Annotated in this window: 20 protein-coding genes; 17 read left to right on the top strand and 3 right to left on the bottom strand. The window is 69.0% G+C overall.

Annotated features, from left to right (window positions below; genetic code table 11):
* Positions 1-13: 13 nt before the first annotated feature.
* From ACFWY9_RS22120 to ACFWY9_RS22095, 6 genes are all read left to right on the top strand, one after another.
* The gene (locus ACFWY9_RS22120; protein ID WP_378339827.1) at positions 14-943 is read left to right on the top strand and encodes an NAD-dependent epimerase/dehydratase family protein; all 930 of its coding nucleotides are present in this window, start codon (positions 14-16) and stop codon (positions 941-943) included.
* A gap of 29 nt (positions 944-972) precedes the next feature.
* The gene (locus ACFWY9_RS22115) at positions 973-2,169 is read left to right on the top strand and encodes a glycosyltransferase family 4 protein (RefSeq protein WP_378339826.1); all 1,197 of its coding nucleotides are present in this window, start codon (positions 973-975) and stop codon (positions 2,167-2,169) included.
* Positions 2,156-2,785: an acyltransferase gene (locus ACFWY9_RS22110; protein ID WP_378330762.1), complete on the top strand. Its 630-nt coding sequence runs from the start codon at positions 2,156-2,158 to the stop codon at positions 2,783-2,785. Before ACFWY9_RS22115 ends, ACFWY9_RS22110 begins: the two co-directional genes overlap by 14 nt.
* Positions 2,786-2,844: 59 nt before the next feature.
* Complete coding sequence (locus tag ACFWY9_RS22105; RefSeq protein WP_378339808.1) at positions 2,845-3,420, top strand: Uma2 family endonuclease; 576 nt, start codon at positions 2,845-2,847, stop codon at positions 3,418-3,420.
* A 54-nt stretch (positions 3,421-3,474) separates the two neighbouring features.
* Positions 3,475-4,875 (top strand): M28 family metallopeptidase, encoded by a 1,401-nt coding sequence (locus ACFWY9_RS22100; RefSeq protein WP_378339807.1) that lies wholly within the window; start codon positions 3,475-3,477, stop codon positions 4,873-4,875.
* 278 nt (positions 4,876-5,153) lie between these two features.
* Entirely contained in the window at positions 5,154-7,109 is a 1,956-nt protein-coding gene (locus ACFWY9_RS22095) for an MFS transporter (RefSeq protein ID WP_378339806.1), read from the top strand.
* A gap of 52 nt (positions 7,110-7,161) precedes the next feature.
* On the opposite strand, the gene ACFWY9_RS22090 is transcribed toward ACFWY9_RS22095, so the two are convergent.
* Together ACFWY9_RS22090 and ACFWY9_RS22085 are read right to left on the bottom strand one after the other, a co-directional pair.
* Positions 7,162-8,118 (bottom strand): Gfo/Idh/MocA family protein, encoded by a 957-nt coding sequence (locus ACFWY9_RS22090; RefSeq protein ID WP_378330758.1) that lies wholly within the window; start codon positions 8,116-8,118, stop codon positions 7,162-7,164.
* A complete protein-coding gene (locus ACFWY9_RS22085) occupies positions 8,115-9,221 on the bottom strand; it encodes a DegT/DnrJ/EryC1/StrS family aminotransferase (protein WP_378330757.1) in 1,107 nt (368 codons plus the stop codon). The genes ACFWY9_RS22090 and ACFWY9_RS22085 overlap by 4 nt, the downstream gene beginning before the upstream one ends.
* A gap of 186 nt (positions 9,222-9,407) precedes the next feature.
* Here ACFWY9_RS22085 and ACFWY9_RS22080 point away from each other — a divergent pair, with 186 nt between their 5' ends.
* From ACFWY9_RS22080 to ACFWY9_RS22035, 10 genes are all read left to right on the top strand, one after another.
* Positions 9,408-10,139 (top strand): UDP-N-acetylglucosamine acyltransferase, encoded by a 732-nt coding sequence (locus ACFWY9_RS22080; RefSeq protein ID WP_378330756.1) that lies wholly within the window; start codon positions 9,408-9,410, stop codon positions 10,137-10,139.
* Between the two features lie 11 nt (positions 10,140-10,150).
* Positions 10,151-10,390, top strand: a complete 240-nt coding sequence (locus tag ACFWY9_RS22075; protein WP_378330755.1) for an acyl carrier protein — start codon at positions 10,151-10,153, stop codon at positions 10,388-10,390.
* A complete protein-coding gene (locus ACFWY9_RS22070) occupies positions 10,390-11,121 on the top strand; it encodes an SDR family NAD(P)-dependent oxidoreductase (protein ID WP_378339805.1) in 732 nt (243 codons plus the stop codon). The genes ACFWY9_RS22075 and ACFWY9_RS22070 overlap by 1 nt, the downstream gene beginning before the upstream one ends.
* Positions 11,118-12,515 carry an AMP-binding protein gene (locus ACFWY9_RS22065; protein WP_378339804.1) on the top strand — a complete coding sequence of 466 codons (1,398 nt, stop codon included), beginning with the start codon at positions 11,118-11,120 and terminating at the stop codon, positions 12,513-12,515. The genes ACFWY9_RS22070 and ACFWY9_RS22065 overlap by 4 nt, the downstream gene beginning before the upstream one ends.
* Entirely contained in the window at positions 12,512-13,567 is a 1,056-nt protein-coding gene (locus tag ACFWY9_RS22060) for an acyl-protein synthetase (RefSeq protein WP_378339803.1), read from the top strand. Before ACFWY9_RS22065 ends, ACFWY9_RS22060 begins: the two co-directional genes overlap by 4 nt.
* A gap of 76 nt (positions 13,568-13,643) precedes the next feature.
* Positions 13,644-14,903 carry an acyl-CoA reductase gene (locus tag ACFWY9_RS22055; RefSeq protein WP_378330751.1) on the top strand — a complete coding sequence of 420 codons (1,260 nt, stop codon included), beginning with the start codon at positions 13,644-13,646 and terminating at the stop codon, positions 14,901-14,903.
* A gap of 106 nt (positions 14,904-15,009) precedes the next feature.
* A complete protein-coding gene (locus ACFWY9_RS22050) occupies positions 15,010-16,008 on the top strand; it encodes a lysylphosphatidylglycerol synthase transmembrane domain-containing protein (protein WP_378339802.1) in 999 nt (332 codons plus the stop codon).
* A 207-nt stretch (positions 16,009-16,215) separates the two neighbouring features.
* Complete coding sequence (locus tag ACFWY9_RS22045; protein ID WP_378339801.1) at positions 16,216-17,880, top strand: ArnT family glycosyltransferase; 1,665 nt, start codon at positions 16,216-16,218, stop codon at positions 17,878-17,880.
* Entirely contained in the window at positions 17,877-19,349 is a 1,473-nt protein-coding gene (locus tag ACFWY9_RS22040; RefSeq protein ID WP_378339800.1) for a hypothetical protein, read from the top strand. The genes ACFWY9_RS22045 and ACFWY9_RS22040 overlap by 4 nt, the downstream gene beginning before the upstream one ends.
* A gap of 32 nt (positions 19,350-19,381) precedes the next feature.
* Positions 19,382-20,113: a lysophospholipid acyltransferase family protein gene (locus ACFWY9_RS22035; protein WP_378339799.1), complete on the top strand. Its 732-nt coding sequence runs from the start codon at positions 19,382-19,384 to the stop codon at positions 20,111-20,113.
* Positions 20,114-20,742: 629 nt separating this feature from the next.
* Here the strand turns inward: ACFWY9_RS22035 and ACFWY9_RS22030 are convergent.
* Positions 20,743-21,546, bottom strand: a complete 804-nt coding sequence (locus ACFWY9_RS22030; protein ID WP_378330771.1) for an HAD family hydrolase — start codon at positions 21,544-21,546, stop codon at positions 20,743-20,745.
* A 124-nt stretch (positions 21,547-21,670) separates the two neighbouring features.
* Here ACFWY9_RS22030 and ACFWY9_RS22025 point away from each other — a divergent pair, with 124 nt between their 5' ends.
* Entirely contained in the window at positions 21,671-22,558 is an 888-nt protein-coding gene (locus ACFWY9_RS22025; RefSeq protein ID WP_378330747.1) for an LLM class flavin-dependent oxidoreductase, read from the top strand.
* Positions 22,559-22,796: the final 238 nt, after the last annotated feature.

Below are 22,796 nucleotides of genomic sequence, written 5' to 3'. Positions count from 1 at the left end.
AGAAAGCGTGACCATGTCCGACAAGAAGGTCCTCTTCACCGGGGGCGGCGGGTTCATCGCCGCGCACGTCATCCCGCTGCTGATCGAGGGCGGCTACACCGTCCGGATCCTCGACAACATGACCCGCGGCGACCGCGCCAGGGTCAACGAGTTCGTCGCCACCGGCAAGGTCGAGCTGGTCGAGAAGGACGTCCGCTACGGCGGCGCGGTGCGCGAGGCCATGCGCGGTTGCACGCACGTCATCCACTTCGCGACGGTGTCGATCAACAAGTCGATCGCCGACCCGCACGAGTCGATCGACATCAACATGATCGGCAACCACAACGTCTTCGCCGCCGCCGCGGACGAAGGCGTCGAGCGCCTGGTGTTCGCGTCCACCGCCTCGGTCTACGGCGACCCCGAGCGGCTGCCGATGCACGAGGACGACGCACTGCGCCCGCTCACGCCGTACTGCATCAGCAAGCGCGCCGGCGAGGACCTGCTCGGGTTCTACGAGCGGCAGAAGGGCCTGTCCTGGAACGCGCTGCGCTTCTTCAACGTGTACGGCCCCGGCCAGAAGATCGAGGCCTACTACACCTCGGTGATCAACCACTTCATCCAGCGCCTGCGCAACGGCCAGCCGCCGATCATCGACGGCCGCGGCGACCAGTCGATGGACTTCGTGCACGTCTCCGACCTGGCGCGCGCCGTCGTCGCCGCGCTGGAATCCGTGCGGGGCAACCTGCCGATCAACATCGGCACCGGCATCGACACGTCCATCGCGACGCTGGCGAAGATCCTCATCGAGGCTGTCGGCGTCGACGTCGAGCCGCAGTTCAACGACCGCGACGTGCTGGTGTCGCGCCGTGCCGCCGACATCACCCGCGCCCGCGAGGTCCTCGGCTGGGAGCCGAAGATCTCGGTCGAGGACGGTATGCGTGAACTGGTGAGTGACACCCCGTGACCTCCGCGGGACCCGCACAAGGGCGTGCGCTGCGCATCGCGGTGGTGAACAACTTCTTCCCGCCGCGCGTGGGCGGCAGCGCGCACATGGCCGCGTCGCTCGCCGCTCAGTTCGCCGCGCGCGGCCACGAGGTCCTCGCGATCACCGCGGCCTACGCCGATGCGCCCGCCGAGGAGGAGCGCGACGGCTACCGCGTCGTCCGGCTGCCCGCGGTCAAGATGCCGCAGCTCGGCCTGTCGATCGACTTCGACATGAGCTTCGCGTCGCTGCGGCCGGGGAACTGGCGGCGGCTGTGGAAGCTGCTCGACGAGTTCAAACCGGACGCGATCCACCTGCACGGCCAGTTCTTCGACCTTTCGTGGCTGGCCGGGATTTACGCGCGGCGGCACGGAATTCCGGCGCTGTTGACCATCCACACGTTGTTGATCAGCGACAACAAGCTGTATGGAAGCGTGTTCCGGTTCCTCGACGCGGTGCTGGTGCGGCCGATCCTGCGCTACCTCAGGCCGCGGTACGTCATCCTGGACAAGCTGGGCGTCGACTACTGCGTCGAGCGCTACGGCACCAGCGACGCGAACTCCGAGTACTTCCCGATCGCGGTCGACGTCGCGCACTTCGACAAGCCGTTGACGAAGGACGTCCGCGAGGAACACGGAATCGGTGACGCGCCGCTGATCGTCTCACTCGGGCACGTCATCCCGCTACGCAACCGGCTTCCGCTCGTCGAAGCATTGCCGTCCATTGTGGACAAACATCCCGGGGTGAAGGTCGTCGTGGTCGGCCGCGTCTACCACGACGCGTTTCTCAAGCGGGCCGAGGAACTCGGCGTCGCCGAGTCGCTGATCGTCACCGGCGCGGTGCCGAAGGAAGACGTCCCGGCGTACTTCGCCGCGGCCGACATCGTCACGCACGACCTCAACGGCGGCTGCGGCACGGCGTCGCTGGAGGCGATGCTCTCGGAGACGGCCACGATCGCGTCGGTCACCGAGGACAACTACCCCGGAATCCAGTTGCGCAACGGCGAAAACATCCTGCTGGTGCGGCCGGACGACGCGGAAGCCGTCGCGCGCACGGTCCTCGAACTGCTCGACGACCCGGAACACCGCGCCGCGATCGCGCGCAGCGAAAGTGCCATGGTGCGGGCCAACTTCGGCCTCGACGTCGTCGCCGAGGAACACCTGCGCACCTTCGACAAACTCGTGGCGGACGCCGATGTTCTTCGATGACGAGCGCAGCAACCGGCTGCGCCCGCAGATCCTGACCGAGCTGGTTTCGCAGTACATGAACGACGCCGAGCGCGCGAAGTTCTACGGACTGCCGGAAACCACGCGGGTGCGGGAACGCGTCAAGATCATCAGCCCGGAGAACCTCAGGATCGGCGAACACTGCTGGATCGGCGAGGGCGCCGCGCTGGACGCGAGCGGCGGGCTGGAAATCGGCGAGCACACCAGCATCGGGCTGAACACGCTGATTTTCACGCATTCCAGCTGGCTGGCGAACATGACGCTGCAGAACCATTCCGGCAGCGACCTGATCGAGCGCAAACCCGTGAAGATCGGCAAGGGCTGTTTCATCGGCGGCCTCGTCGTGATCATGGCAGGCGTGACGATCGGCGATTTCGCCACGGTACAGCCGAATTCCGTGGTGGCCAAGGACGTTCCGCCGCGTTCGCTGGTCGCGGGGAATCCGGCGCGGGTGTTCCAGCGCTACGACGAGGAATACATCCAGTCCGAAGTGGACCGAGTGCGCGCGGAGAACGCGCGGCGGCGGGCGATCGCGGAGGAGCGTGGCGGCGATGTAACAGGCTGGGGCGCCCCATCGGGCGACTACACAGAGCAGTAGCAATACGGCAGGCTCCATGCGAGACTGGTTCCAGTAACGCACGGTGAAGGAGAAGGCGGATGAGTGTCGTGGACTGGCCTCACCATCTCCTGTCCCTCGACGACTGGGCCGAGCTGCCGGAAACCCCGGAGTTCCAGGTCGAAGTGGTCGAAGGGGTACTTCTCGTGTCGCCGCGCCCGTTGTCGTTCCACCAGCGGGCGGTCACTCGCCTTGGTTACCTGGTCGACCAGCAGCTCCCCGCCGCGTTCAGCGCGCTGAGCGAGGTCGAGGTCGTCATCGACAAGATGCCACTGACCGTGAGAGTGCCCGACGTGATGGTGGCTCCGGCAGGGTTGGTCGAGACGAACCCGGCACGCTTCGCGGCCAATGATGTGCATCTAGTGATCGAGGTGCTGTCCGAGGGCACTCGCCGGACCGATCGGGTGATGAAGTTCTCCGAGTACTCCGAGGTCGGCATCGAGCACTACTGGATCGTCGACCTCGACGACCCGGTCAGCATGATCACTTACCGCCTGGTCGAGGGCGAGTACGAGAACTTCGGCGAGCACTCCGGTGCCGCCGAACTGGACTTCGAGGGCACTCCGATCACCATCGACCTGAACGCCCTCACCACGCCCCGCGCCCAGCGGCTCTGATTCGCATACCGTCGGCGGTATCCCGCGGCGAGCTGCGGCGGTATCAAGGTCGGCATGGTGCGGAGGCGGGCTTTCCTGGCGGCATCGGCGGCGCTTCCCGTCGCCGCGACGGCTCTTGGTGGCACGCCCGCCGGAGCGGCGGAACTCGGCGATCGCGGGCCCGGGCGTCCGGTGCTGCCGCAGCGCCCGGACCGGGAGTTACGCGCGATCCTGCGTGAGGTGGACGAGCGGCGCGTCGAAGCGATCGTGCGCAAGCTGGCCTCGTTCGGCACCCGGCACACGCTTTCCTCGCAGGACGATCCGAAACGCGGCATCGGTGCCGCCCGCGACTGGATCTTCGCCGAGCTGCAGCGCTACGCCGCCGCGTCGGACGGGCGGATGACCGTCGAGTCGCAGTCCTTTGTCCAGCCACCCGGCGACCGCGTCCCGGTGCCGACTCGCATCACCAACGTCCTCGCGACGTTGCGCGGGACGTCCGATCCCGGGCGCGTCTACGTCGTTTCGGGCCACTACGACTCGCGCTGTTCCGACCCGATGGACGCCACCAGCGACGCACCCGGCGCCGACGACGACGCGTCCGGTGTCGCGGTGTCGATGGAGCTGGCCAGGGTGTTCGCGACCCGGAAGACCGCCGCGACCATCGTGTTCGCCACGGTGGCGGGCGAGGAGCAGGGACTCCACGGCGCGCGGCACATGGCGACGCGGTTCCGGGCGGCGAACACGGACGTGCAGGCGATGTTCACCAATGACATCGTCGGCTCCAGCACCGCCGACGACGGCACCCGTGACCCGCGCACCATCCGCCTGTTCGCCGAGGGCGTCCCGACCGCCGAGACCCCGGCCGAAGCGAACCTGCGGCGCAGCATCGGCGGCGAGAACGACTCGCCGCCGCGTCAGCTCGCGCGGTTCGTCCGTTCTGTTGCGGAAAACGACGCGACCGGCATGAACGTGCGCGTGGTCTATCGCCGCGACCGGTACCTGCGCGGCGGTGACCACATCCCGTTCCTGGAGCAGCGTTATCCGGCCGCGCGGTTCACCGAGCCCGCCGAGAATTTCGCGCACCAGCACCAGAACGTCCGCGTCGAGAACGGTGTCCAGTTCGGGGATTTGCCGGAGTTCTGCGATTTCGGCTTCATCGCCAGGGTCGCGCGGGTCAACGGTGCCGCGCTGTGGTCACTGGCGACCGCGCCGGGAACGCCGGTCGGGGTGGGCATCCGGACGGCCGCGCTCACCAACTCCAGCGAGTTGCAGTGGCAGCGCTCCGCAGGGGCCGTCGGCTACGAGGTCCTGTGGCGTGAGACGACCGCACCGGACTGGACGCACCGCATCGACGTCGGCGACGTCACGAGCGCGAAGATCGACCTGTCCAAGGACAACGTCTTCTTCGGCGTACGCGCCATCGACTCCGCTGGCCACCGAAGCCTCGTCGCCTACCCAACGCCCGTGACAACCTGAGTCACGCGCCCAATCACGCGAGTTACGCGCCCAATCACGCGAGTTCGACTTCAGGCCGAGTTCGCTCCACCGCGCGCCCGCCGGGGTGTCGCAAAGAGTGTTCCCCTAGGCGCATTCCGTCACCGGAGCACGCCGGAAATTCGCCGAAAATAGAACCCCATTGTTGCGCTCTGTACACGGGCGGACTGCGCGAGAACGGCCGCAACCTGCGGTGATACCGTCGCTCAGCCCGACGGATCTCCGCGAACAGAGCCGGAAAGGGGTGTGTCCACATCGGCATGCCAACCGTGGACACGGTTTCCGAGAAACCCCGGACGTCCACCATTCATCTCGCGCGACGAGTGCTGGCGTCCCGGCCCTTTCGCCGGTTGTGGCTGGTCACCGGGCTGTGCAGCTCCGCCGACTGGCTGACCGTCATGACGCTCGCCGCGCTTGCCGGAAAGCTCGCGCCGAACGCCATCGGCATGAACTTCGCGTTCAGCGGCGTCCTCTTCGCGAACATCCTGCCGGGCCTGGTGTTCGCGCCGATCGGTGGTTTGCTGGCCGACCGGTTCAACCGGCGCGTCGTGATGGTGATCGCCGACGTCCTGCGGTTCGGACTGCTGCTGTCGATCGTGTTCGTCGACGAGTACTGGTGGGTTTTCGCGGGGACGTTCCTGGTCCAGGTCGCCGCGATCATGTGGATTCCCTGCAAGGACGCCGCGCTGCCGAACCTGTTGCGCGGTCCTGAACAGGTCGAGTCCGCGACGCAGCTCGGCCTCGTCATGACGTACGGCGTTTCGGTCGCGATCGGCGGCGGGCTGTTCACCTTCGTCACCGGTATCCCCGCGGTTTTCCATGTGCCGCAGGACATGCTGGGCCTTCGCGGCTTCCTGAAGCTGTGCGTGGTCATCGCCGCGCTGCTGTACCTCGCGAGCGCCGTCTCGATCGCCACGCGGCTGCCCGAGCTGTCGCAGCGGGTCGCCCGCGTCCGCCCCGGTGGTCCCGCGGGGCCGGGATTCCGCGAGATGCTGCGGGACGGCGCCCGCTACATCCGCGGCAACCGCGTCGTGCGCGGGTTGCTCATCGGGATGATGGGCGCGTTCGCCGCCGGCGGGGCCGTGGTGGGCGCCGCGCAGCCGTACGCGCTGAGCCTGCTCGGTGGACAGGCGGCGTTCGGCCTGCTGCTGCTCGCGATCTTCGTCGGTCTCGTCGCCGGGCTGCTCGGCGCGCCGAAGCTGGCTCGCCGGGTGCCGCACGCGCGGCTGTTCGGTCTCGCCATCGTGCTGGCCGGGATCTGCCTGATCCCGGTGGCGCTTTCGCCGCATCTGACCGTCGCGATGATCGCCGTGACGCTCGTCGGGGCGTGTGCGGGGACGGCGTTCCTCACCGGGATCACGATCATCGGGTCCAAGGTCGAGGACGCGATGCGTGGCCGCATCAACGCGATCTACCAGTCGATGCTGAAGGTCGTGGTCGGCTGCACGGTGGCGGTCACGCCGATCCTGATCACGGTGATCGGAAAGCAGCGGTTCTCCCTGTGGGGGCACCCGCTGGTCGTCGACGGCACCCGCCCGGTGATCCTCGGCGCCGGGGTGGTGTGCGCCGTGATCGGCGTCGTCGCGTACCGGCAGATGGACGCCAAGAGCAAGTCGCCCGGGATCGCCGACCTGGTCCGCGTGATGAGCAGGCGGCCCGCGCACACGCGGGGATTTCTCCTTGTGCTGGAAGGCGAAACCGACGGGACACGCGCGAGCCGGCTCGTCGAACGGCTCGGCGTCGAATTCGGTGACTCCCTGTGTGCCGTCGACCCGGCGATGGATCTCGCGCGGCAGCACGACGTGGTGTCGCTGGTCGACCTCACCGGGACGCGGGCGCGTGCGCTCGTGGCGGCCGCGGTGCACGCCGACTCCGTCGAGCGCGTGACGTCGGCGCTGGAGTCCGGGCGCATCGTGGTCACGCGGCGTTTCGCCGAACTGGTGCCGCTCGCCTCCGCCGCCGAGGATGTCGACGACCTGCGCGAACTCGCCTCCTGGGCCGCCGATCCCGCCCCGGATCTCGTGGTGCTCTTCGACTCGGCGTCGTCCGCTTCCCCGGCCTCGTCGGATCAGCACTGGCAGGTCGGCCAGATGATCGCCGAGATCGCGACCTACCGGGCGGACCGGCACCTGGTCGTCGACCCCGAGGAATCCCCGGAAGACGTCGCCGACCGGGTCACCGCGATCGTCCGCGCCGCCCTCGCCCGCTCCGCCTGACTGTCCACAACGTACGGACGTACGGGCCCCATGGACCAAACGAAAGAAAACCTCAGGCAGCGGCCTGCGTCAGCACCTGCGCGACGACATCGTGCGAAGGCAGGATCCGCGACCGCTCGTCCTCGGCGTCGACCTTGCCCTCCAGCAGATCCACGAACCGGTCCAGCTGCGTGGCGAGCGGCTCCCGCGCGGTGACCAGCTCCGGGATCTCGATGACGGTCTGCTGCCGGTAGCCGAGCCCGTCCGGCGTCACCGAGTCGTGCGAGACGTGGCGGTAGATGGTGACGTCGCGGCGCAGCAGGTCGATTTCGATCAGCCGGTCCAGCTCCGACACGACGAGCGAGCGCACCTTGCGCTGCCCCAGCCGCGACGCCGAAACCGTGGCCAGCCCGGTCGGGAACGACAGCACCGTCTCGATCGTGTCCTCGGCGCCTTCCACCGACGACGGGTGGAAGTACCCGGCACCGGAGGTGACCCGCGAAGGGGTCGCGCCGCCGAAGAACTGGATCGCCAGGTCGACGTCGTGCACCAGCAGGTCCCACGCGACGCCGGTCTTGATCCGCGGCGCGTACGGGCCGTGGCGCCGCGCCATCAGGTGCACCGGCTCGTTGACCAGCGCCCGCGCCGTCATCACCGCGGGGTTGTAGCGCTCCAGCAGCCCGCACATCAGCGGGACGTCCTTGCTCGCCGACAGCCCGACGATCTCCTGCGAGGCCTCGAGGCTGTTGCACACCGGCTTCTCGACCAGCAGCGGCTTGCCCTGGCCGAGGATCTCCTGCGCCAGGTCGTAGTGCACCTCGGTGGCCGAGGCCAGCACCACGGCGTCCACATCGGACAGTGAGCCGATCTCCGGCGCCCACTGGGTTTCGTAGCGATCGGCGACGGCGCGCCCCGCCTCCTCGCGCGGATCCACCACCCTGACCAGCTCGACCCGTTCGTTCGCCGAAAGCACACGGGCGTGCAGCGAGCCCATGTTGCCGGTGCCGATGAGAGCGATGCGGTGCGTCATGCGCCCAGTACCTCGCGAACCGTCTCGATGATCTTGTCAAGGTCGGACTCGCTCAGGTGCTGGTGCACCGGAAGCGAAAGTGCTTGTGCCGCAACGGAAGCAGCCACCGGGAAGTCCTCGGTGCGCGCGTCCGGGATCAGCGGGTTGCCGCGGTAGCAGTCGTAGTCGAAGACGATCTTCGGGTAGTAGATCCCGTTCCCGACGCCCTTTTCGGTCAGGGCGGCGGCGAACTCGTCCCGCGAGAGCATCGCGTGCGGGCCGACCAGAACCGTGTACTGGTGCCACACGTGCTCACGGCCGGGCAGCACCTGCGGGACGTCGAGCCCCGGCGTCCCGGCGAGACCGTCCGAAAGCCGCTTCGCGTTCGCCTGCCGGGCGGCGATGATCTGGTCGATCTTGGCCATCTGCGGGATGCCGACCGCCGCGTGCAGGTCGGTCATCCGCCAGTTGTGCCCGGCGAGCTCGTACTGGTAGCGGGCGCGCATGCCGTGGTTGCGCAGCAGCCGCAGCTTGTCGGCGAGCGCGTCGTCGTCCGTGGTGATGACGCCGCCCTCGGCGGTCGTCGTGTTCTTCGTCGCGTACAGCGAGAAGCAGCCCATGCCGTACGACCCGGCGGGCTTGCCCTCGAACGACGCGCCGACGGCCTGCGCCGAGTCCTCGATCACGTGCAGCCCGTGCTCCGAGGCCAGCGGGGCGAGCTTGCCCATGTCGGCCGTCTGGCCGTACAGGTGCACCGGCATGAGGACCTTGGTGCGGTCGGTGATCACCGCGGCGACCGCGTCCGGGTCGATCGCGAAGTCGTCGCGCCGGATGTCGGCGAACCGGACCGTCGCGCCCGCCTCCAGGATCGCGTTCAGCGTCGCGACGAAGGTGAACGGCGAGGTGACGACCTCGTCGCCGGGCTGGAGGTCCAGCGCCTCCAGTGCGGCCACCAGCGCGGTCGTGCCGCTGTTCACCGCGACCGCGTGCTTGGTTCCGGTGACGCCGGTGAAGGCTTCTTCGAAGCGCTTGACCATCGGTCCCTGTGCGATGGCGCCGGAGCGCAGCACCTCGACGACGAGGTCCTCCGCGTCACGGACGTCGACCACGGTGATGGGGATCATCGGCAAGTCTCTCTCGGCAGGTGGTTTCGGTGCGTCGGGTACAGTGCTGAGCGCTCAGGCCGTGAGGCCGGAAAGCCGCCGGTGCTGCGCCCGGCCGCCCTGCACAACGCGGGCCACACGTTACCGGGCGCTGCTGCCCGACCTTGACCCCCCAGGCTGCCAGCAGCCGCCGACGAATGGAAACTCGTGTCTAACCGGATCCACCCGACGGCCGTTATCGGCGAAGGCGTCGAACTCGGCGAGGACAACGTCATCGGCCCGTACACCGTCATCGTCGGCCCCGCCCGTATCGGCGACGGCAACTGGATCGGCCCGCACGTGACCATCGGCACGCCGGGGGAAGACCGTAACCGCGAGCACCCCGCCGCCTGGGACGCCGCGCCGACCGGAGACCCGGACCACGACGGCCACGGCGTCGTCATCGGCAGCCGCAACCGCATCCGCGAGTACGTCAGCGTGCACCAGGGCACCTGGCGCACCACCACGCTCGGCGACGACGGCTACTACCTGCGCGGCAGCCACATCGCGCACGACTGCCTGGTCGGCGACGGCGTGACGATCGCCTCGAACGTCATCACCGGCGGCCACTGCCACATCTGGGACGGCGCCAACCTCGGCATGGGCGCGGTGCTGCACCAGCGTGTCGTGATCGGCCCCGGCGCGATGGTCGGCATGGGCTCGGCGGTCCGCCGCGAAGTGGGCGCGTTCACCATCGCGGTCGGCAACCCGGCCCGTGTCACCGGCGTCAACCAGGTCGGGCTGTCCCGCCGCGGCTTGGACGAGGAGACGATCGAGGCACTCGGGCCGTGGCTCAAAGGGAAGGAATCGCTCCCGGAGGGCGGGCTGGCCGACCGGCTGCCCGGCGACCTCTCTACCTTGGTGAAGGCGTGGGACGCTCGCCCGCGCGACGAGCATTAGGAGTAACGGTTATGGCGGATGTCGCCCCCAAGCTGCGCGAGGTCTTCGTCGAGGCACTGGACCTCGGTGACGACGTCAACGTCGAGAACCTGAAGTACCGCGACATCGAGGCGTGGGACTCGGTCGGTCACATGGCGCTGGTCGCGGCCATCGAGGACGAGTTCGACGTCGAGTTCGACACCGACCAGGTCATCGACATGTCCAGCTTCAAGGTCGCCGTCGACATGGTGACCGAGCTGCAGTCGAAGTAATGGGGGAGCTCAGCGGCAAGGTCGCCCTGGTCACCGGCGGGACGCGCGGTATCGGCCTTGCCACCGCGCGGGCGCTCGCAGAGGCGGGCGCGACGGTGGTGCTCACCGGACGTGACGAGGAGCGTGCGAAGCAGGCGGCCACCGAGGCCGGTGCCGTCGCCGGGCTCGCGCTGGACGTCACCGACGCGAAGGCCGTGTCGACGCTGGTCAGGGGTGTCGCCAAGGAACACGGCGCGCTGGACGTCGTCGTCGCGAACGCCGGGATCATGGAGGACGCGCTCCTCGGCATGATCCGCGAGGAACTGGTCGAGACCACGCTGAGTACCAACGTCGCGGGCACGCTGCACACCGTGCAGGCGGCCGCGCGCGCGATGATGCGCAAGAAAACCGGCGCGATCGTGGTGCTGGCGAGCATCGTCGGCGAGTACGGAAGTGCTGGTCAGACCGTGTATGCGGCGTCGAAGGCGGCGGTGGCGAACATCGCGCGCTCGGCGGCGAAGGAACTCGGCCGCTCGGGGATCCGCGTCAACGCGGTCGCGCCGGGTGTGATCGAGACGGACCTGACCGCGGGGCTGAGCGAGGACGCCGTCGCGGAGAACGTGGGTAAGACGCCGCTGGGGCGGCTCGGCCGTCCCGAGGACGTGGCGAAGGCGATCCGGTTCCTGGTGAGTGACGAGGCGTCGTTCATCACCGGCCAGGTACTGGGGATCGACGGAGGCTTGGTGCTATGACCCTGCTGGGTGTCGGGGCTCGGCTGATCGATGTGGCCGGGGGCCGCACGCTGGCCGGTCAGGAACTGGACGCCGAGGTGGCCCGGCTCGCCGCCGCGCTCGCCGAACTGCCCGCCGGCGTGCTTTTCGCGCGCATGTCGGTCGATCTGGAAAGCGTGCTGAACTATCTCGCCGCGTTCGAGTCCGGCCGCGCGATCGCGCTGATCGACCCGGCACTCGACGCCGACGTGCTGGGCGGGCTGATCGAGCGCTTCCGCCCCGCGGCGGTGCTTTCCGCGCCCGAGGCCGACGTCCCGGCGGAGTACGCGGAGTCCGGCAAGCACTGGGTACGGACCACGGCGGACGCCGTCGAGCCGCATCCCGAACTCGCGATCCTGTTGCCGACCAGCGGATCCACCGGCAACCCCAAGCTCGTCCGGCTGTCGCGTGGCGCGGTGTTCTCGAACGCCGACGCGATCGCGCAGGTCCTCGCCATCGACTCCGACGAGGTCGCGCCGACGAGCCTTCCCCTGCACTACAGCTACGGGCTTTCCGTGCTCAACTCGCACCTGCTCCGGGGCGCGAGCGTCGTGATCGAGCCGTCCGGCGTGCTGGGCCGCGGGTTCTGGGACGCGGTGAACGAGCACAAGGTGACCTCGCTCGCGGGGGTGCCGTACCACTACGAAATGTTGCGGCGCCTCAAATTCGACCCGGCGAAGTACCCGACGCTGCGCACGCTGACGCAGGCGGGCGGGAAGCTGCGGGACGAACTCGTCGCGGAGTTCAACGACAAGATCCGCGGGGTCGGCGGCCGGATGTTCGTGATGTACGGGCAGACCGAGGCGTCGCCGCGGATGACCACCGTCCCGGCCGAGCGGCTGGCCGAAAAGCTCGGTTCCGCCGGGCCCGCGCTGCCCGGTGGAGCCTTCGCGGTCCGGCGGGACGACGGGTCCGAGACGACGCATCCGAAAATTGTCGGTGAGGTCGTCTACCGTGGTCCCAACGTGATGATGGGCTATGCCGACGACGAGTCGGAGCTGGCCAAGGGTGACGAGTACGGCGGCGTGCTGGCCACCGGTGACCTGGGATACCTCGACGAGGACGGGTTCCTGTTCATCACCGGGCGGCTCAAGCGCATCGGCAAGGTGTTCGGCAACCGGGTCAGCCTCGACGATCTCGAGCAGGCGGTGCGCACCGCCGCCGTCGGGATCGACGTCGTGGCCGCCGTTCCCGCCGGGGACAAGGTCGTGCTGTTCGCCGAGGGGGCGGACAAGGACATCTGCAAGGACGCGTCGAGGGCGCTGTCCGAGCGGCTGCACCTGCACACCAGCGGGTTCGACGTGCGGCCCATCGACACCGTGCCGCTGCTGGCCAGCGGCAAGATCGACTACCGGACGCTGGAAGGACGGATATGAGCGTGTTCACGCTGTCGCAGGCACAGCGCGAGCAGCAGTTGCTGCCGCAGCTGGCCGAGCTGACCGCGCACCATCGCGCGAATTCCGTTGGCTACCAACGAATTCTGTCGTCGCTGGGCATCGCGGAGGACACGAGGTTCGAGCGCATCGCGGACCTGCCGTGGCTTCCGGTGCGCATGTTCAAGACACACGACCTCAAGAGCATCCCGGACGCCGAAGTGTTCAAGACGCTGACCTCGTCCGGCACCACCGGGGCGGGCGCGTCGCGGATCTACCTGGACAAGGACGCCGCCGCGGCGCAGACGAAACAGCTCGGCGCCACGCTGCAGGAGGTCCTCGGCGGCGAGCGGCTGCCGATGCTGATGGTCGACACCATCGGCATCATCAAGAACCGCCGGTCGTTCTCGGCGCGCGGCGCGGGTGTGCTGGGCATGGCGAACTTCGGCCGCAAGCACACTTACGTGCTCGACGAGAACGACGAGCCGGACATCGAAGCGGTGAAGAAGTTCCTCGCCGAGTACGGGGACAAGCCGTTCCTGATCTTCGGTTTCACCTTCATGGTGTGGCTGTATCTGTACGAGGTGGCGCGGGAAAACGGGCTCGACCTGTCCAACGGCATCCTCATACATTCTGGCGGCTGGAAGAAGCTGATCGACCGCGCGGTCGACAACACCGAGTTCCGCCGCCGGTTCAAAGAGGACACCGGGCTCACCCGGATCCACAACTACTACGGCATGATCGAGCAGATCGGCACCGTCTTCCTCGAAGGCCCGTCCGGGAACTCCTTGTACTGCCCCGATTTCGCCGACGTCGTGATCCGGAACCCGGAAACCTGGGAAGAGCAGCCGGTCGGCGAGCCGGGTGTCATCGAGGTCGTCTCGACGCTCCCGCGCTCCTACCCCGGGCACGTCCTGCTCACCGAGGATCTGGGCGTGTACAACGGAATCGACGACGGTGACTGGCCGGGCAAGCACTTCTCGGTGCTCGGCCGCCTGCCCAAGGCCGAGGCCCGCGGCTGCTCCGACACGTTCTCCGGGGGTGCGGCCGCATGAGCGAAGCTTGCGAGCGAATCATGGATATCATGCGCCAAAAGAAATTGGACACTGTCTCGCGGAGCGAGGCGATCGCGTGAGTGCCTTGACTCAACGTTTTCCGCTGGCCGACTCGATCGAGGTCGGCGCGCTCGTCGACGAGCTGAGTGCCGAGCCGCCGGGCGGGCGCCTGCGCGTGGGTGACCCGCGCATCGTCGAGTTCGTCACCAAGTTCGCGCGCAAGCTGCTCGCGCCCGCGACAGCGCGCAGGTTCCCTGAGCTGGCCTCGCTGGGTTTCTTCCTGCGCAAGGGAGAAATCGCCAAGGCACTGTCTACTTTGGACACTTCGGGTGGCGCTCTGCGGTTCCCGCGCGGGCTCGTCTTCCACGTGCCACCGGCCAATGTGGACACCATCTTCGTGTACTCGTGGGCGTTGTCCGCGCTGGCTGGCAACCACAATGTCGTCCGCGTCTCCTCGCGTTCGGCGGGGGCGGCCGAGGCCGTGCTCGACGCGCTGAACGACGCGCTGTCCGAAGTGGACCCGGCGACCGCGGCGGCGATCACCGCCACCCAGCGCATGGTCACCTACGACCGCAGCGACGAGATCAGCGGTGCGCTGTCGCTGGCGGCGGACCTGCGGGTGATCTGGGGTGGTGACGCCTCGGTCGCGGCGCTGCGGAAGTACCCGTTGGCCCCGCACGCCCGTGACCTGACCTTCCCGGACCGCTCGTCGTTCGCGGTGGCGTCGGTCGCGGGCTGGCAGAACGCGTCCGAAGACCAGCGCCGCGCGGCCGCGGAAGGCTTCTACAACGACTCGTACTGGTTCGACCAGGCGGCGTGCTCGTCGCCGCGTGCCGTCTTCTGGGTCGGTGACGCCGAGGGCGCGAAGGCCGCTGGGAGCGAGTTCCGCACGCTGCTCGCCGAGGTGCTGGCCACGAAACAGCACGTCACCGAGCCCGCGATGGCCGTGCAGAAGCGTGTCTCGGCGTACGGCGCCGCGGTGGACGGCATCGCCACCGCCATCTCGTTCGACGGCGCGGGCGCCGACCGGAACGGTCTGGCCACTTTGGAGCTGGCCGACCCGGCGAGCCTGCCGCGGGAATGGCTGGGCGCGGGCACCTTCGCCAACGCGCGGGTCGACACGCTGGGCGAGCTGGTCCCGATCGTGCTCCGCAAGGATCAGACCGTCAGTCAATTCGGCTTCAGCGCTGCGGAATTGACGGAATTCGTGACGGAATTGGCCGGCCGCGGTGTCGACCGGATCGTTCCGTTCGGATCGGCCCTCACCTTCTCGGCGGTGTGGGACGGTTACGATCTGCTGGCCGAATTCAGCCGCCTGGTCACGGTGCAGGCTTGACCTGCCGCTTTCCGTGGCTGTGAGGAGTGCCAGTGTCTGTCCGCGAATCCGCGTCCGCGATCGCGTCGCCTGAGCGCTCCCGCCGCGCTTTTCGAAGGGGCTGCCCGTGACGACCACCGTTGAGCCGGAGGGTGCCGGATCCGGCAAAGAGGGGACGGCGGTCCTCCCACAGCCGAAATCCGCCAAGGCCCGGATCCTCGACGTCGTCCGCTGGGTCGCGATCATCGCCGTCGTCGGTTTCGCGGCCAAGGCACTCGTGTCGCATTGGGACGAGTTCTGGCACACGCTGTCCGACGTCGCCTGGCAGTCCTCGCTGCTGAGCCTGCTCGCACTCGTCGCGGCGATCATGGTCTCCACCTACGGGTGGCAGGCGATGGTCGACGATCTGGGCGCCCCGATCGGCTACGCGCGCGGCTCGCAGATCTGCCTGGTCGGCTCGCTCGGCAAGTACGTCCCCGGTTCGGTGTGGGCCTACCTGCTGCAGATGGAGCTGGGCCGCAAGGCGGGCCTGGCCAGGGCGCGGATCTTCACCGCGTCGCTGATCCAGCTCGGCGTCGGCGTGGTGTCCGCGCTCGTCGTGTCGCTGCTCGCGGCGCCCGCGGTGTTCAGCAACAGCCCCCGCGCGCTGTGGCTGTTCGTGCTCATCCCGGTCGGCCTCGCCATGTTGCACCCGAAGATCCTGACCTGGGGCACCTCGCTCGTGCTGCGGATCCTGCGCCGACCGGCGCTGGAGCATCCGCTCGGCTGGGCGGTGGTCGGCAAGGTCTTCGGCGCCTCGACGGCGGCGTGGGCGTTGCAGGGCGTGCACCTGTGGCTGCTGGCCAACTCGGTCGGCGCGCCCGGCCTTGACGGATTCATCCTGTGCGTCGGCGCGATGGCCGTGTCGATGACGGTCGGCACGTTCGCCTTCATCCTGCCCAGCGGGGTCGGCGTCCGCGAGGTCGCGCAGGTCGCGGTCCTCACCGCGAGCGGCCTCACCGTCGGCCAGGCCACGGCGTTCGCCGTCGCGTCGCGCGTGATGTTCACCCTTGCCGACCTGCTCACCGCCGGCGGCGCCGCGGTCGCCGCGCGCGCCATTTCGTCGCGTTCCCTCACCGCTTCCTGAACCCTCGCAAGCCGCACACCGGCGTCGTCCGATACGTCCGAACGGCTGATCACGTGCGCGCGATCCCGGCCGAATGAGTGACACAAGGGGAAGATTCACGGGAATCGTCCCGTGCTGACTGACCCGCACGCAACATCCTGCCAGGATGATCGATAATCATTCGCACGCGGTGAGAACGCGGCAGGCGGTCGAAGATTGGGGGGCCGGGTGGTTTACGCGGTCGTGGGCGCCTGGCTCCTGCTGGCCGCGCTCATCGTCACCACCTGGGGCCGGATCGCCACGGTCCACGGCTGGCGCGGCTTCGTGCTCACCCTCGTCCTCGGGTTCTCCCTGCTGCACCAGCTGCTGTTCGCCACCATCACCGAAGACGCTTTCATCGCGTTCCGGTACGCGGCCAACATAGCCGACGGGAACGGGCCGGTGTTCAACGCGGGCGAGCGGGTCGAGGGCTACGCGAACTTCCTGTGGCTCGTGCTCATCTCCCTGCCGAAGGCCGCGTTCGGCATCGGCGTCGAAGGCGCGGCGGTGACGCTCGGGGTCATCGCGGCGCTCGGTTCGGTGCTGCTCGCGTATTTCCTCGTGAACCGGATCGTCGAGCGGGCACTGCCGGAGGGCGCCGAACCCCGCCCCGCACTCGGCGTCGCCGCCGCGCTGCTCACCGCGGGTGCCAGCGGGCTGGCCGTCTACGGGCCGTCCGGCACCGAGATGCCGCTGTTCGTCCTCCTGCTGCTCTCCGTCTGCTACGCACTCGTGGCCCGGCGCCCGGTCGTCGCGGGGGTGCTCGTCGCGTTCGCCGTGATGACCCGGCCGGACGGGCTCGTGGTGGCGGTCCTCGCCGGACTGTGGCTGGTGTTCGCCGCGTTGCGGGGCAAGCACAGCTGGTGGGCGCCCGCCGGATACACGCTCGGTGCGCTGGTGTTCCTCGTTCCGTGGACGGCCTGGCGCGTCACGTACTACGGCCACCTGCTGCCGACGGCGATCGACGCGCGGCTGAGCGGCACGTTCGGCGCGCGGGTGACAGAGGGCTGGCACTACCTGTCCGGATTTTCCTTGGTGCATCAGGGTTTCCTGTTGCTCGGCCTGGTCGCGGCGGTCGCGTTGCTGCTGCGTCGCGGCGGGCCGGACATCGAGGCTCGCTCGGTCATCTGGCTGCTGTTCGCCGTCGCGGCGGGGCTGGCGGTGTTCGCGGTCCTGCTGGGTGGCGACGGTTCGTTGTCATGGCGTCAGCTCGTGCCGATACCGCCGCTGCTCGCTGTCGCGTCCGTATCCGCGTACGGCGTGCTGACCGCCGTCGCCACCGCGAAGCCGTCGCCGCGTCCGCGGGCGTGGCCTGCCGGGACCCGCCTGGTTCCGGTGGCCGCCGCGGGGCTCGCCGGGATCGCCGTGCTGGTCTCGGTGTTCAGCCCGGACATGCTCGACCGCGTCCGCGGGTGGCAGGAACGGGGCGCGCAGCTGTCGGAGATCGGCGCGTGGCTGGGCGAATACCTGCCGCCGGGGTCGGTGATCAGCGCGTCCTCGCCGGGAGCGCTGGCGTACGAGATGGGACCGCAGCTGCTCGTCGTCGACGTCCTCGGCCAGACCGATGACCACATCGCCCGGGAGGGCCGGCGTGAGCGGGGCGTCGTCACCGACTACGACTACGTGGTCAACGCGCGGCGCCCGACCGTCGCCGTGCCGACCGAGACCGGGTACACCGAAAGCCAGCGGTGCGCCATCGACCCGATCTACGCGGGGAAGTACCAGGTCGCCACGTTCCACCGGGAAGGGACGTCGTACTGGGTCGCGCTGTACCCGCGCACCGAACAGGCGCAGACCGTCGTCGACGACCTCGACAAGGCGCCGGAATTCCGTCACGTACCTTGCCCTTCGTGAGTGTCGACACCGCGCCGAGCCCAGCACCGGTCAGGCGGTTTCGGGTGGAAGCGCTTCTCGGCCTGGGTGTTTTCGGCGCCACGCTGGCGCTGCTGCTGATCCGGTTCCTGGTGCCTCGGCCGGTCGCGATGTCCGACAACGGCGACGGGTTCCGGGTGCTGTGCGGTGCCGGGATTCCGTGGAAGAGCCAGCCGGAACCGTTCGTGCGCTTGGTTTACGACGTGCCGGGCGGTACCTGCGAACCCACCTACCTGCTGAGCCAGAGCTGGCTCGCCCGCGCCGCCCGGTGGATCGGTGATCTCTTCGGAGAGCACGGGTCACTGAGTCTGACAGTGCTCGGAATTGTGAGCAGTGCTCTCGCTGCGGCCGCTGTCGCGGCGATCGTCCTCGGGCTGCCGTACGGCCGCGGCGTGCGGATCGCGGTGGCGGCCGGGCTGCTCCTGGTCGTGGGTGATTCGGCGTTCTTCGGCTACTTCGCCTCGGTACTCGGTGAGGGCGCGGCGTTCCTGGGCCTGCTGCTGGCCACCGGTGGGCTCCTGCTCATGGCGCGCGGCGGATGGTGGAGCTACGCGGGAACGGCGGTGACGGTCTTCGGCGGGGTCGTCGCCGTCAACGCCAAGGTCCAGACCCTGATGGTCCTGCCCCTGCTCGCTGTCGCGGTGCTGCTGATCCGGCCGGATGGCCGGCGTGGCCTCGCGCGCTGGGTGCCGTCGCTGCTCGTCATCGGCGCACTCGGCGGGTTGACGCTCTACGCGCAGCAGACCGTCGAGCCTGCGAAAGCGCCGGACGGCACGCTCGCGGTACGTCCCGGCGACGACTCGCGTGAGATCAACATGTTCAACACCGTCTTCCTGAACATCATCGACGGGAAGCACGACACCCAGGCCGACCTCGCGGCGCTCGGGTTGCCGCCGGCCTTCGCGAAGTACGCGGGCAACGGCTGGTGGCATCCGAACCCGGCGACGCTCGATCCCGAGTACCCGCGCTATCGCGACAAGCTGAGTCGCCACAACGTCGTGGGGTACTTCGCGAGTCACCCCGGACGCACCCTCGAGGTGCTGAACCGCGCGGCTGGTGACCTGCTGACCGCCCGCCCGGACTACCTCGGCAGCTTCGACGTCTCCGCCGGGCTGCCGCCGCACGCCCAGGAGTACCGGATGCCGGTGGCTTCGTGGCTGACCGGTCTGCTCGCTCCGCTGCGCCTGTTCGCGCTGGTCCCGCTGTGGCTGTTCGTCGCGTGGCGTGGCCTTCGGCATCGGCGGACCGCGCTGGGCGTCGTACTCGGCCTGCTGCTGACCGTCGCGGTGGGCCAGTTCGTCCTGGCCGCGCTGGGCGACGGCATCGAGAACATCAAGCACCAGGCGGTGGCACTCTTCGCGACCTTGCTCGCCGTGCCGCTCGCGCTGCTCCCGCGCGAGCCCGGTCGCCGGGACCCGGTGATCTGGTCCGCAAAACCTACGCATCCGTAGGTTTCTTCCCTACGGTCACGTAGCCTTGCGGAATGGCTGAGCTGGTGTACCCGCCCGTGATCGCGGCGGCGAAGTTGATGTTCCGGGTGCTGGACAACCGCATCCGGATCGAGGGCGCGGAGCACATCCCGGCCACCGGTGGCGCGGTCATCGCGTGCACGCACGTGAGCTACCTCGACTTCATCTACTGCGGCCTCGGCGCCCGCCCGGCGAAGCGGCTGGTGCGGTTCATGGCGAAGAAGCAGATCTTCGAGAACCGGATCGCCGGGCCGCTGATGCGCGGGATGCGGCACATCTCGGTCGACCGGGCGGCTGGGTTGGCCTCCTACCGCGAGGCCGTCGAGCGGCTGAAGGCGGGCGAGGTCGTCGGCGTGTTCCCGGAGGCCACGATCAGCCAGTCGTTCACGGTCAAGGAGATCAAGTCCGGCGCGGTGCGGATGGCCGCCGAAGCCGGGGTGCCGGTGGTGCCGATGGCGTTGTGGGGCACGCAGCGGCTGTGGACCAAGGGCAGGCCGAAGAACCTGACCCAGCGGCACGTGCCGATCTCGATCATCGCCGGGGAAGCGCTGCGGCCGGGTGCCGACGAGGACCCCGAGGTGCTGTCCAAGGACCTGCGGGTGCGCATGGGAGCGCTGCTGGACCGCGCCCAGGCCGGCTACCCGGACAAGCCCGCCTCCGACGATGAGCGCTGGTGGCTCCCCGCCCATCTCGGCGGCACCGCCCCCACCCCGGAAGAGGCCAGGGAACTGGACCGGAAACGCTGAGACTCCTCCAAGTCGCCGCTTTCTCCCAGTCGTCCACAGGCACCTCCCGATGTGGACAACTCCAGCCTCCCCGCCCCGTTTCCGGATTTTCCGTCACACTCCGGCGATAGGCTGGTTCAGGGGGGCGCCCCCGCGGATGAGGGCTCGGCGAAGCCCGTTTCCGTGGCTCCGGTAGGGCCTCACCGCGGATGTCCGGCTCGTGGCTGCACCCCAGTGCCCCGTACACCAGTCCGGTAAGGGCCGCCGGAAGTGTCCTTTGTGGATCGTGCTGCCGTGAAGGCCTCCTTCATGGCGTTGAACGCTGTGGTTGAGCGCCGTGAAGGACCCCTTCGCGACGTTCGGCGGTCCTGGGAAGGCGTGACTGCTGGGGTGTGTGTTGCTCGCGGGCTCGTCGTGACGGTGCCGGGCTTCGTGCGGTGGCCTCGCCTGTCGCGAACGCTCCGTTCGGGACGATCAACGTCCCCAACGGAGCGTTCGCGACAAAAGGGGGACTCGCGAAGCGGAACACACCACGAGGCAACCGGCGTGATACCAACAGCGCCACACAGCCGCGAATGCGAACCCTGGCCAGCACTTCCCAACTTCGGCACAGCCCGCGAAGTATCCACTGTGGACACCTCCGGAACGCGTCAGAACCAGCGTTCGAGGATCTGGGCGACCCCGTCTTCGGCGGCGGGGCCGGTGATCTCGTCGGCGATCTTCACCACGGCGCGATGGCCGTTCGTCATGGCCACGCCGTGCCCGGCCCAGGTGAGCATCTCCACGTCGTTCGGCATGTCACCGAAGGCGATGATCCGCTCCCGCGGCACCCCGAGCCGCCCGGCCACCTCGGCGAGGCCGGTCGCCTTCGTGATCCCGTGCGCGGCGAGTTCGATCAGCCCGCCGGAGGACGAGTAGGTGACGTCCACGGCGCCGTCGAGCAGTTCCCGCGCCGCGAGCGCCATCTCGTCGGACTCCATCCCGCGCTTGCTGATCAGCAGTTTGATCGCCGGGTGGCCGAGCACCTCCGCGCGCGGCGCGTAGCGGCCTTCGCCGTCGCCCCACGGATTGTGGTACTCGGGCTCGATCACGAAGTTACGCAGGTCGGACTCGTCGAGCGGGCCGAGATCGACCCGCTCGGCGGCCAGCCGGCAGCCGGGCAGCGCGCTGTCCAGTGTCGCCGCGATGTCGTGCAGTAGTTCCGGCTCCAGCAGGCCGTGCACCGCGACGACCTCGCCGCGGCCGATGTCGTAGAGCACCGCTCCGTTCGCGCACACCGCGTAGCCGGTCAGGCCCAGCGGCCCGGCCACCGGCGCGATCCACCGGGGCGGGCGGCCGCTGGCCAGCACGAAAGGCACACGGTCTTCGAGCACCCGGCGCACGACGGCGATCGTGCGTTCGCTCAGCACCTCGGCGGGGCCGAGCAAAGTGCCGTCGACGTCGGACGCGATCAACAGAGGCTTCTCCACCCCCTCATTGTCCCCGAAGCGGCCGGGAGATCATCCGGTTTGCGCGATAGCCGACATCGCCGCCTCCGCCCTTCGAAAGGAAGGTCACCCTCACTGCTACGGTCCGGGCGTGCGAGTAGGCATCGTGATCCTTCCGGAAGACCGTTGGTGGGCCGCCGAGCCGAAGTGGCGTGCTGCCGAGGAGTACGGCTTCGACCATGCGTGGACGTACGACCATCTCGGCTGGCGCACCCTGATCGACGGGCCGTGGTTCTCCGCGATCCCGACGCTGACCGCGGCGGCGACGGTCACCTCGCGGATCAAGCTGGGCACGTTCGTCGCCTCGCCGGTGGCCCGGCACCCGGTGCCGTTCGCGCGCGAGCTGATCACCCTCGACGACATCTCCGACGGCCGGTTCGTCCTCGGGGTCGGCGCGGGCGTCGACCACACCCGGTACGACTCCGCCGTGTTCGACGGCCCGGAGCTGACCACCCGCCAGCGCGCCGACCGGTTCACCGAGTTCGTCGAGGCGCTCGACGGGCTGCTGATGACCGACAAGTTCGACTACGCCGGCGAGTACTACCGCGCCAAGGGCGCCCGGAACCCGCCCGGCACGGTCCAGCGTCCCCGGCTGCCGTTCGTGGTCGCCGCCAACGGCCCGCGCACGATGACGCTCGCCGCGCGCTTCGGCGCGGGCTGGGTGACCACCGGCAAGGGCGGGGACACCCTCGACGGCTGGTGGAAGGGCGTCGCGGAGCTGTCCGCGCTCTTCGACGAGCGGGCCACGGCCGCGGGCCGCGAGGTCTCCACCGTGGAACGGCACCTGAGTCTCGACGCGTCCCCGTTGTACTCGCTGTCCAGCGTCGAGGCCTTCCGCGACGCCGCCGGACGAGCCGCCGAGCTGGGTTTCACGGACATCCTCGTCCACTGGCCGCGCTCCGGTGAGCCGTACCAGGGCCGTGAGCTCGTGCTCGAGAAGGTCGCGAGCGACGTCCTTCCGGGTCTCCAGGCCTCGTAGGCCTTACGACGAACGGGTGACAATCGTCGCGCTCGGAAACCGATTACCCACGCCGATCGTCGAGCAAGTAGGACGTCTGGGGGACGGTCCGTAAGGCACCCGGGGGTGATCGGGGAGCGGGCGGTCCTCGTGATCGCGGCAGGGGCGGCCGCGGCCGCCGCCGGAGCCGCCGGGCGCGGTGGATGGCGCACCGAGCACGGCCACCGGCGACGCGCCTGATGATAAAAAAAACAAAAGC

Source organism: Amycolatopsis sp. NPDC059027 (genome assembly GCF_042739735.1).
Lineage (GTDB): Bacteria > Actinomycetota > Actinomycetes > Mycobacteriales > Pseudonocardiaceae > Amycolatopsis.
This window is presented reverse-complemented; position numbering and strand designations above follow the sequence as displayed.

Coding starts and splice junctions, on each gene's coding strand:
- ACFWY9_RS22085 (WP_378330757.1), bottom strand. CDS start 9,221: ATGATCCCCATCACCGTGGTCGACGTCCGTGACGCGGAGGACCTCGTC.
- ACFWY9_RS22105 (WP_378339808.1), top strand. CDS start 2,845: ATGAGTGTCGTGGACTGGCCTCACCATCTCCTGTCCCTCGACGACTGG.
- ACFWY9_RS22100 (WP_378339807.1), top strand. CDS start 3,475: ATGGTGCGGAGGCGGGCTTTCCTGGCGGCATCGGCGGCGCTTCCCGTC.
- ACFWY9_RS22120 (WP_378339827.1), top strand. CDS start 14: ATGTCCGACAAGAAGGTCCTCTTCACCGGGGGCGGCGGGTTCATCGCC.
- ACFWY9_RS22110 (WP_378330762.1), top strand. CDS start 2,156: ATGTTCTTCGATGACGAGCGCAGCAACCGGCTGCGCCCGCAGATCCTG.
- ACFWY9_RS22090 (WP_378330758.1), bottom strand. CDS start 8,118: ATGACGCACCGCATCGCTCTCATCGGCACCGGCAACATGGGCTCGCTG.
- ACFWY9_RS22035 (WP_378339799.1), top strand. CDS start 19,382: ATGGCTGAGCTGGTGTACCCGCCCGTGATCGCGGCGGCGAAGTTGATG.
- ACFWY9_RS22060 (WP_378339803.1), top strand. CDS start 12,512: ATGAGCGTGTTCACGCTGTCGCAGGCACAGCGCGAGCAGCAGTTGCTG.
- ACFWY9_RS22095 (WP_378339806.1), top strand. CDS start 5,154: ATGCCAACCGTGGACACGGTTTCCGAGAAACCCCGGACGTCCACCATT.
- ACFWY9_RS22070 (WP_378339805.1), top strand. CDS start 10,390: ATGGGGGAGCTCAGCGGCAAGGTCGCCCTGGTCACCGGCGGGACGCGC.
- ACFWY9_RS22075 (WP_378330755.1), top strand. CDS start 10,151: ATGGCGGATGTCGCCCCCAAGCTGCGCGAGGTCTTCGTCGAGGCACTG.
- ACFWY9_RS22065 (WP_378339804.1), top strand. CDS start 11,118: ATGACCCTGCTGGGTGTCGGGGCTCGGCTGATCGATGTGGCCGGGGGC.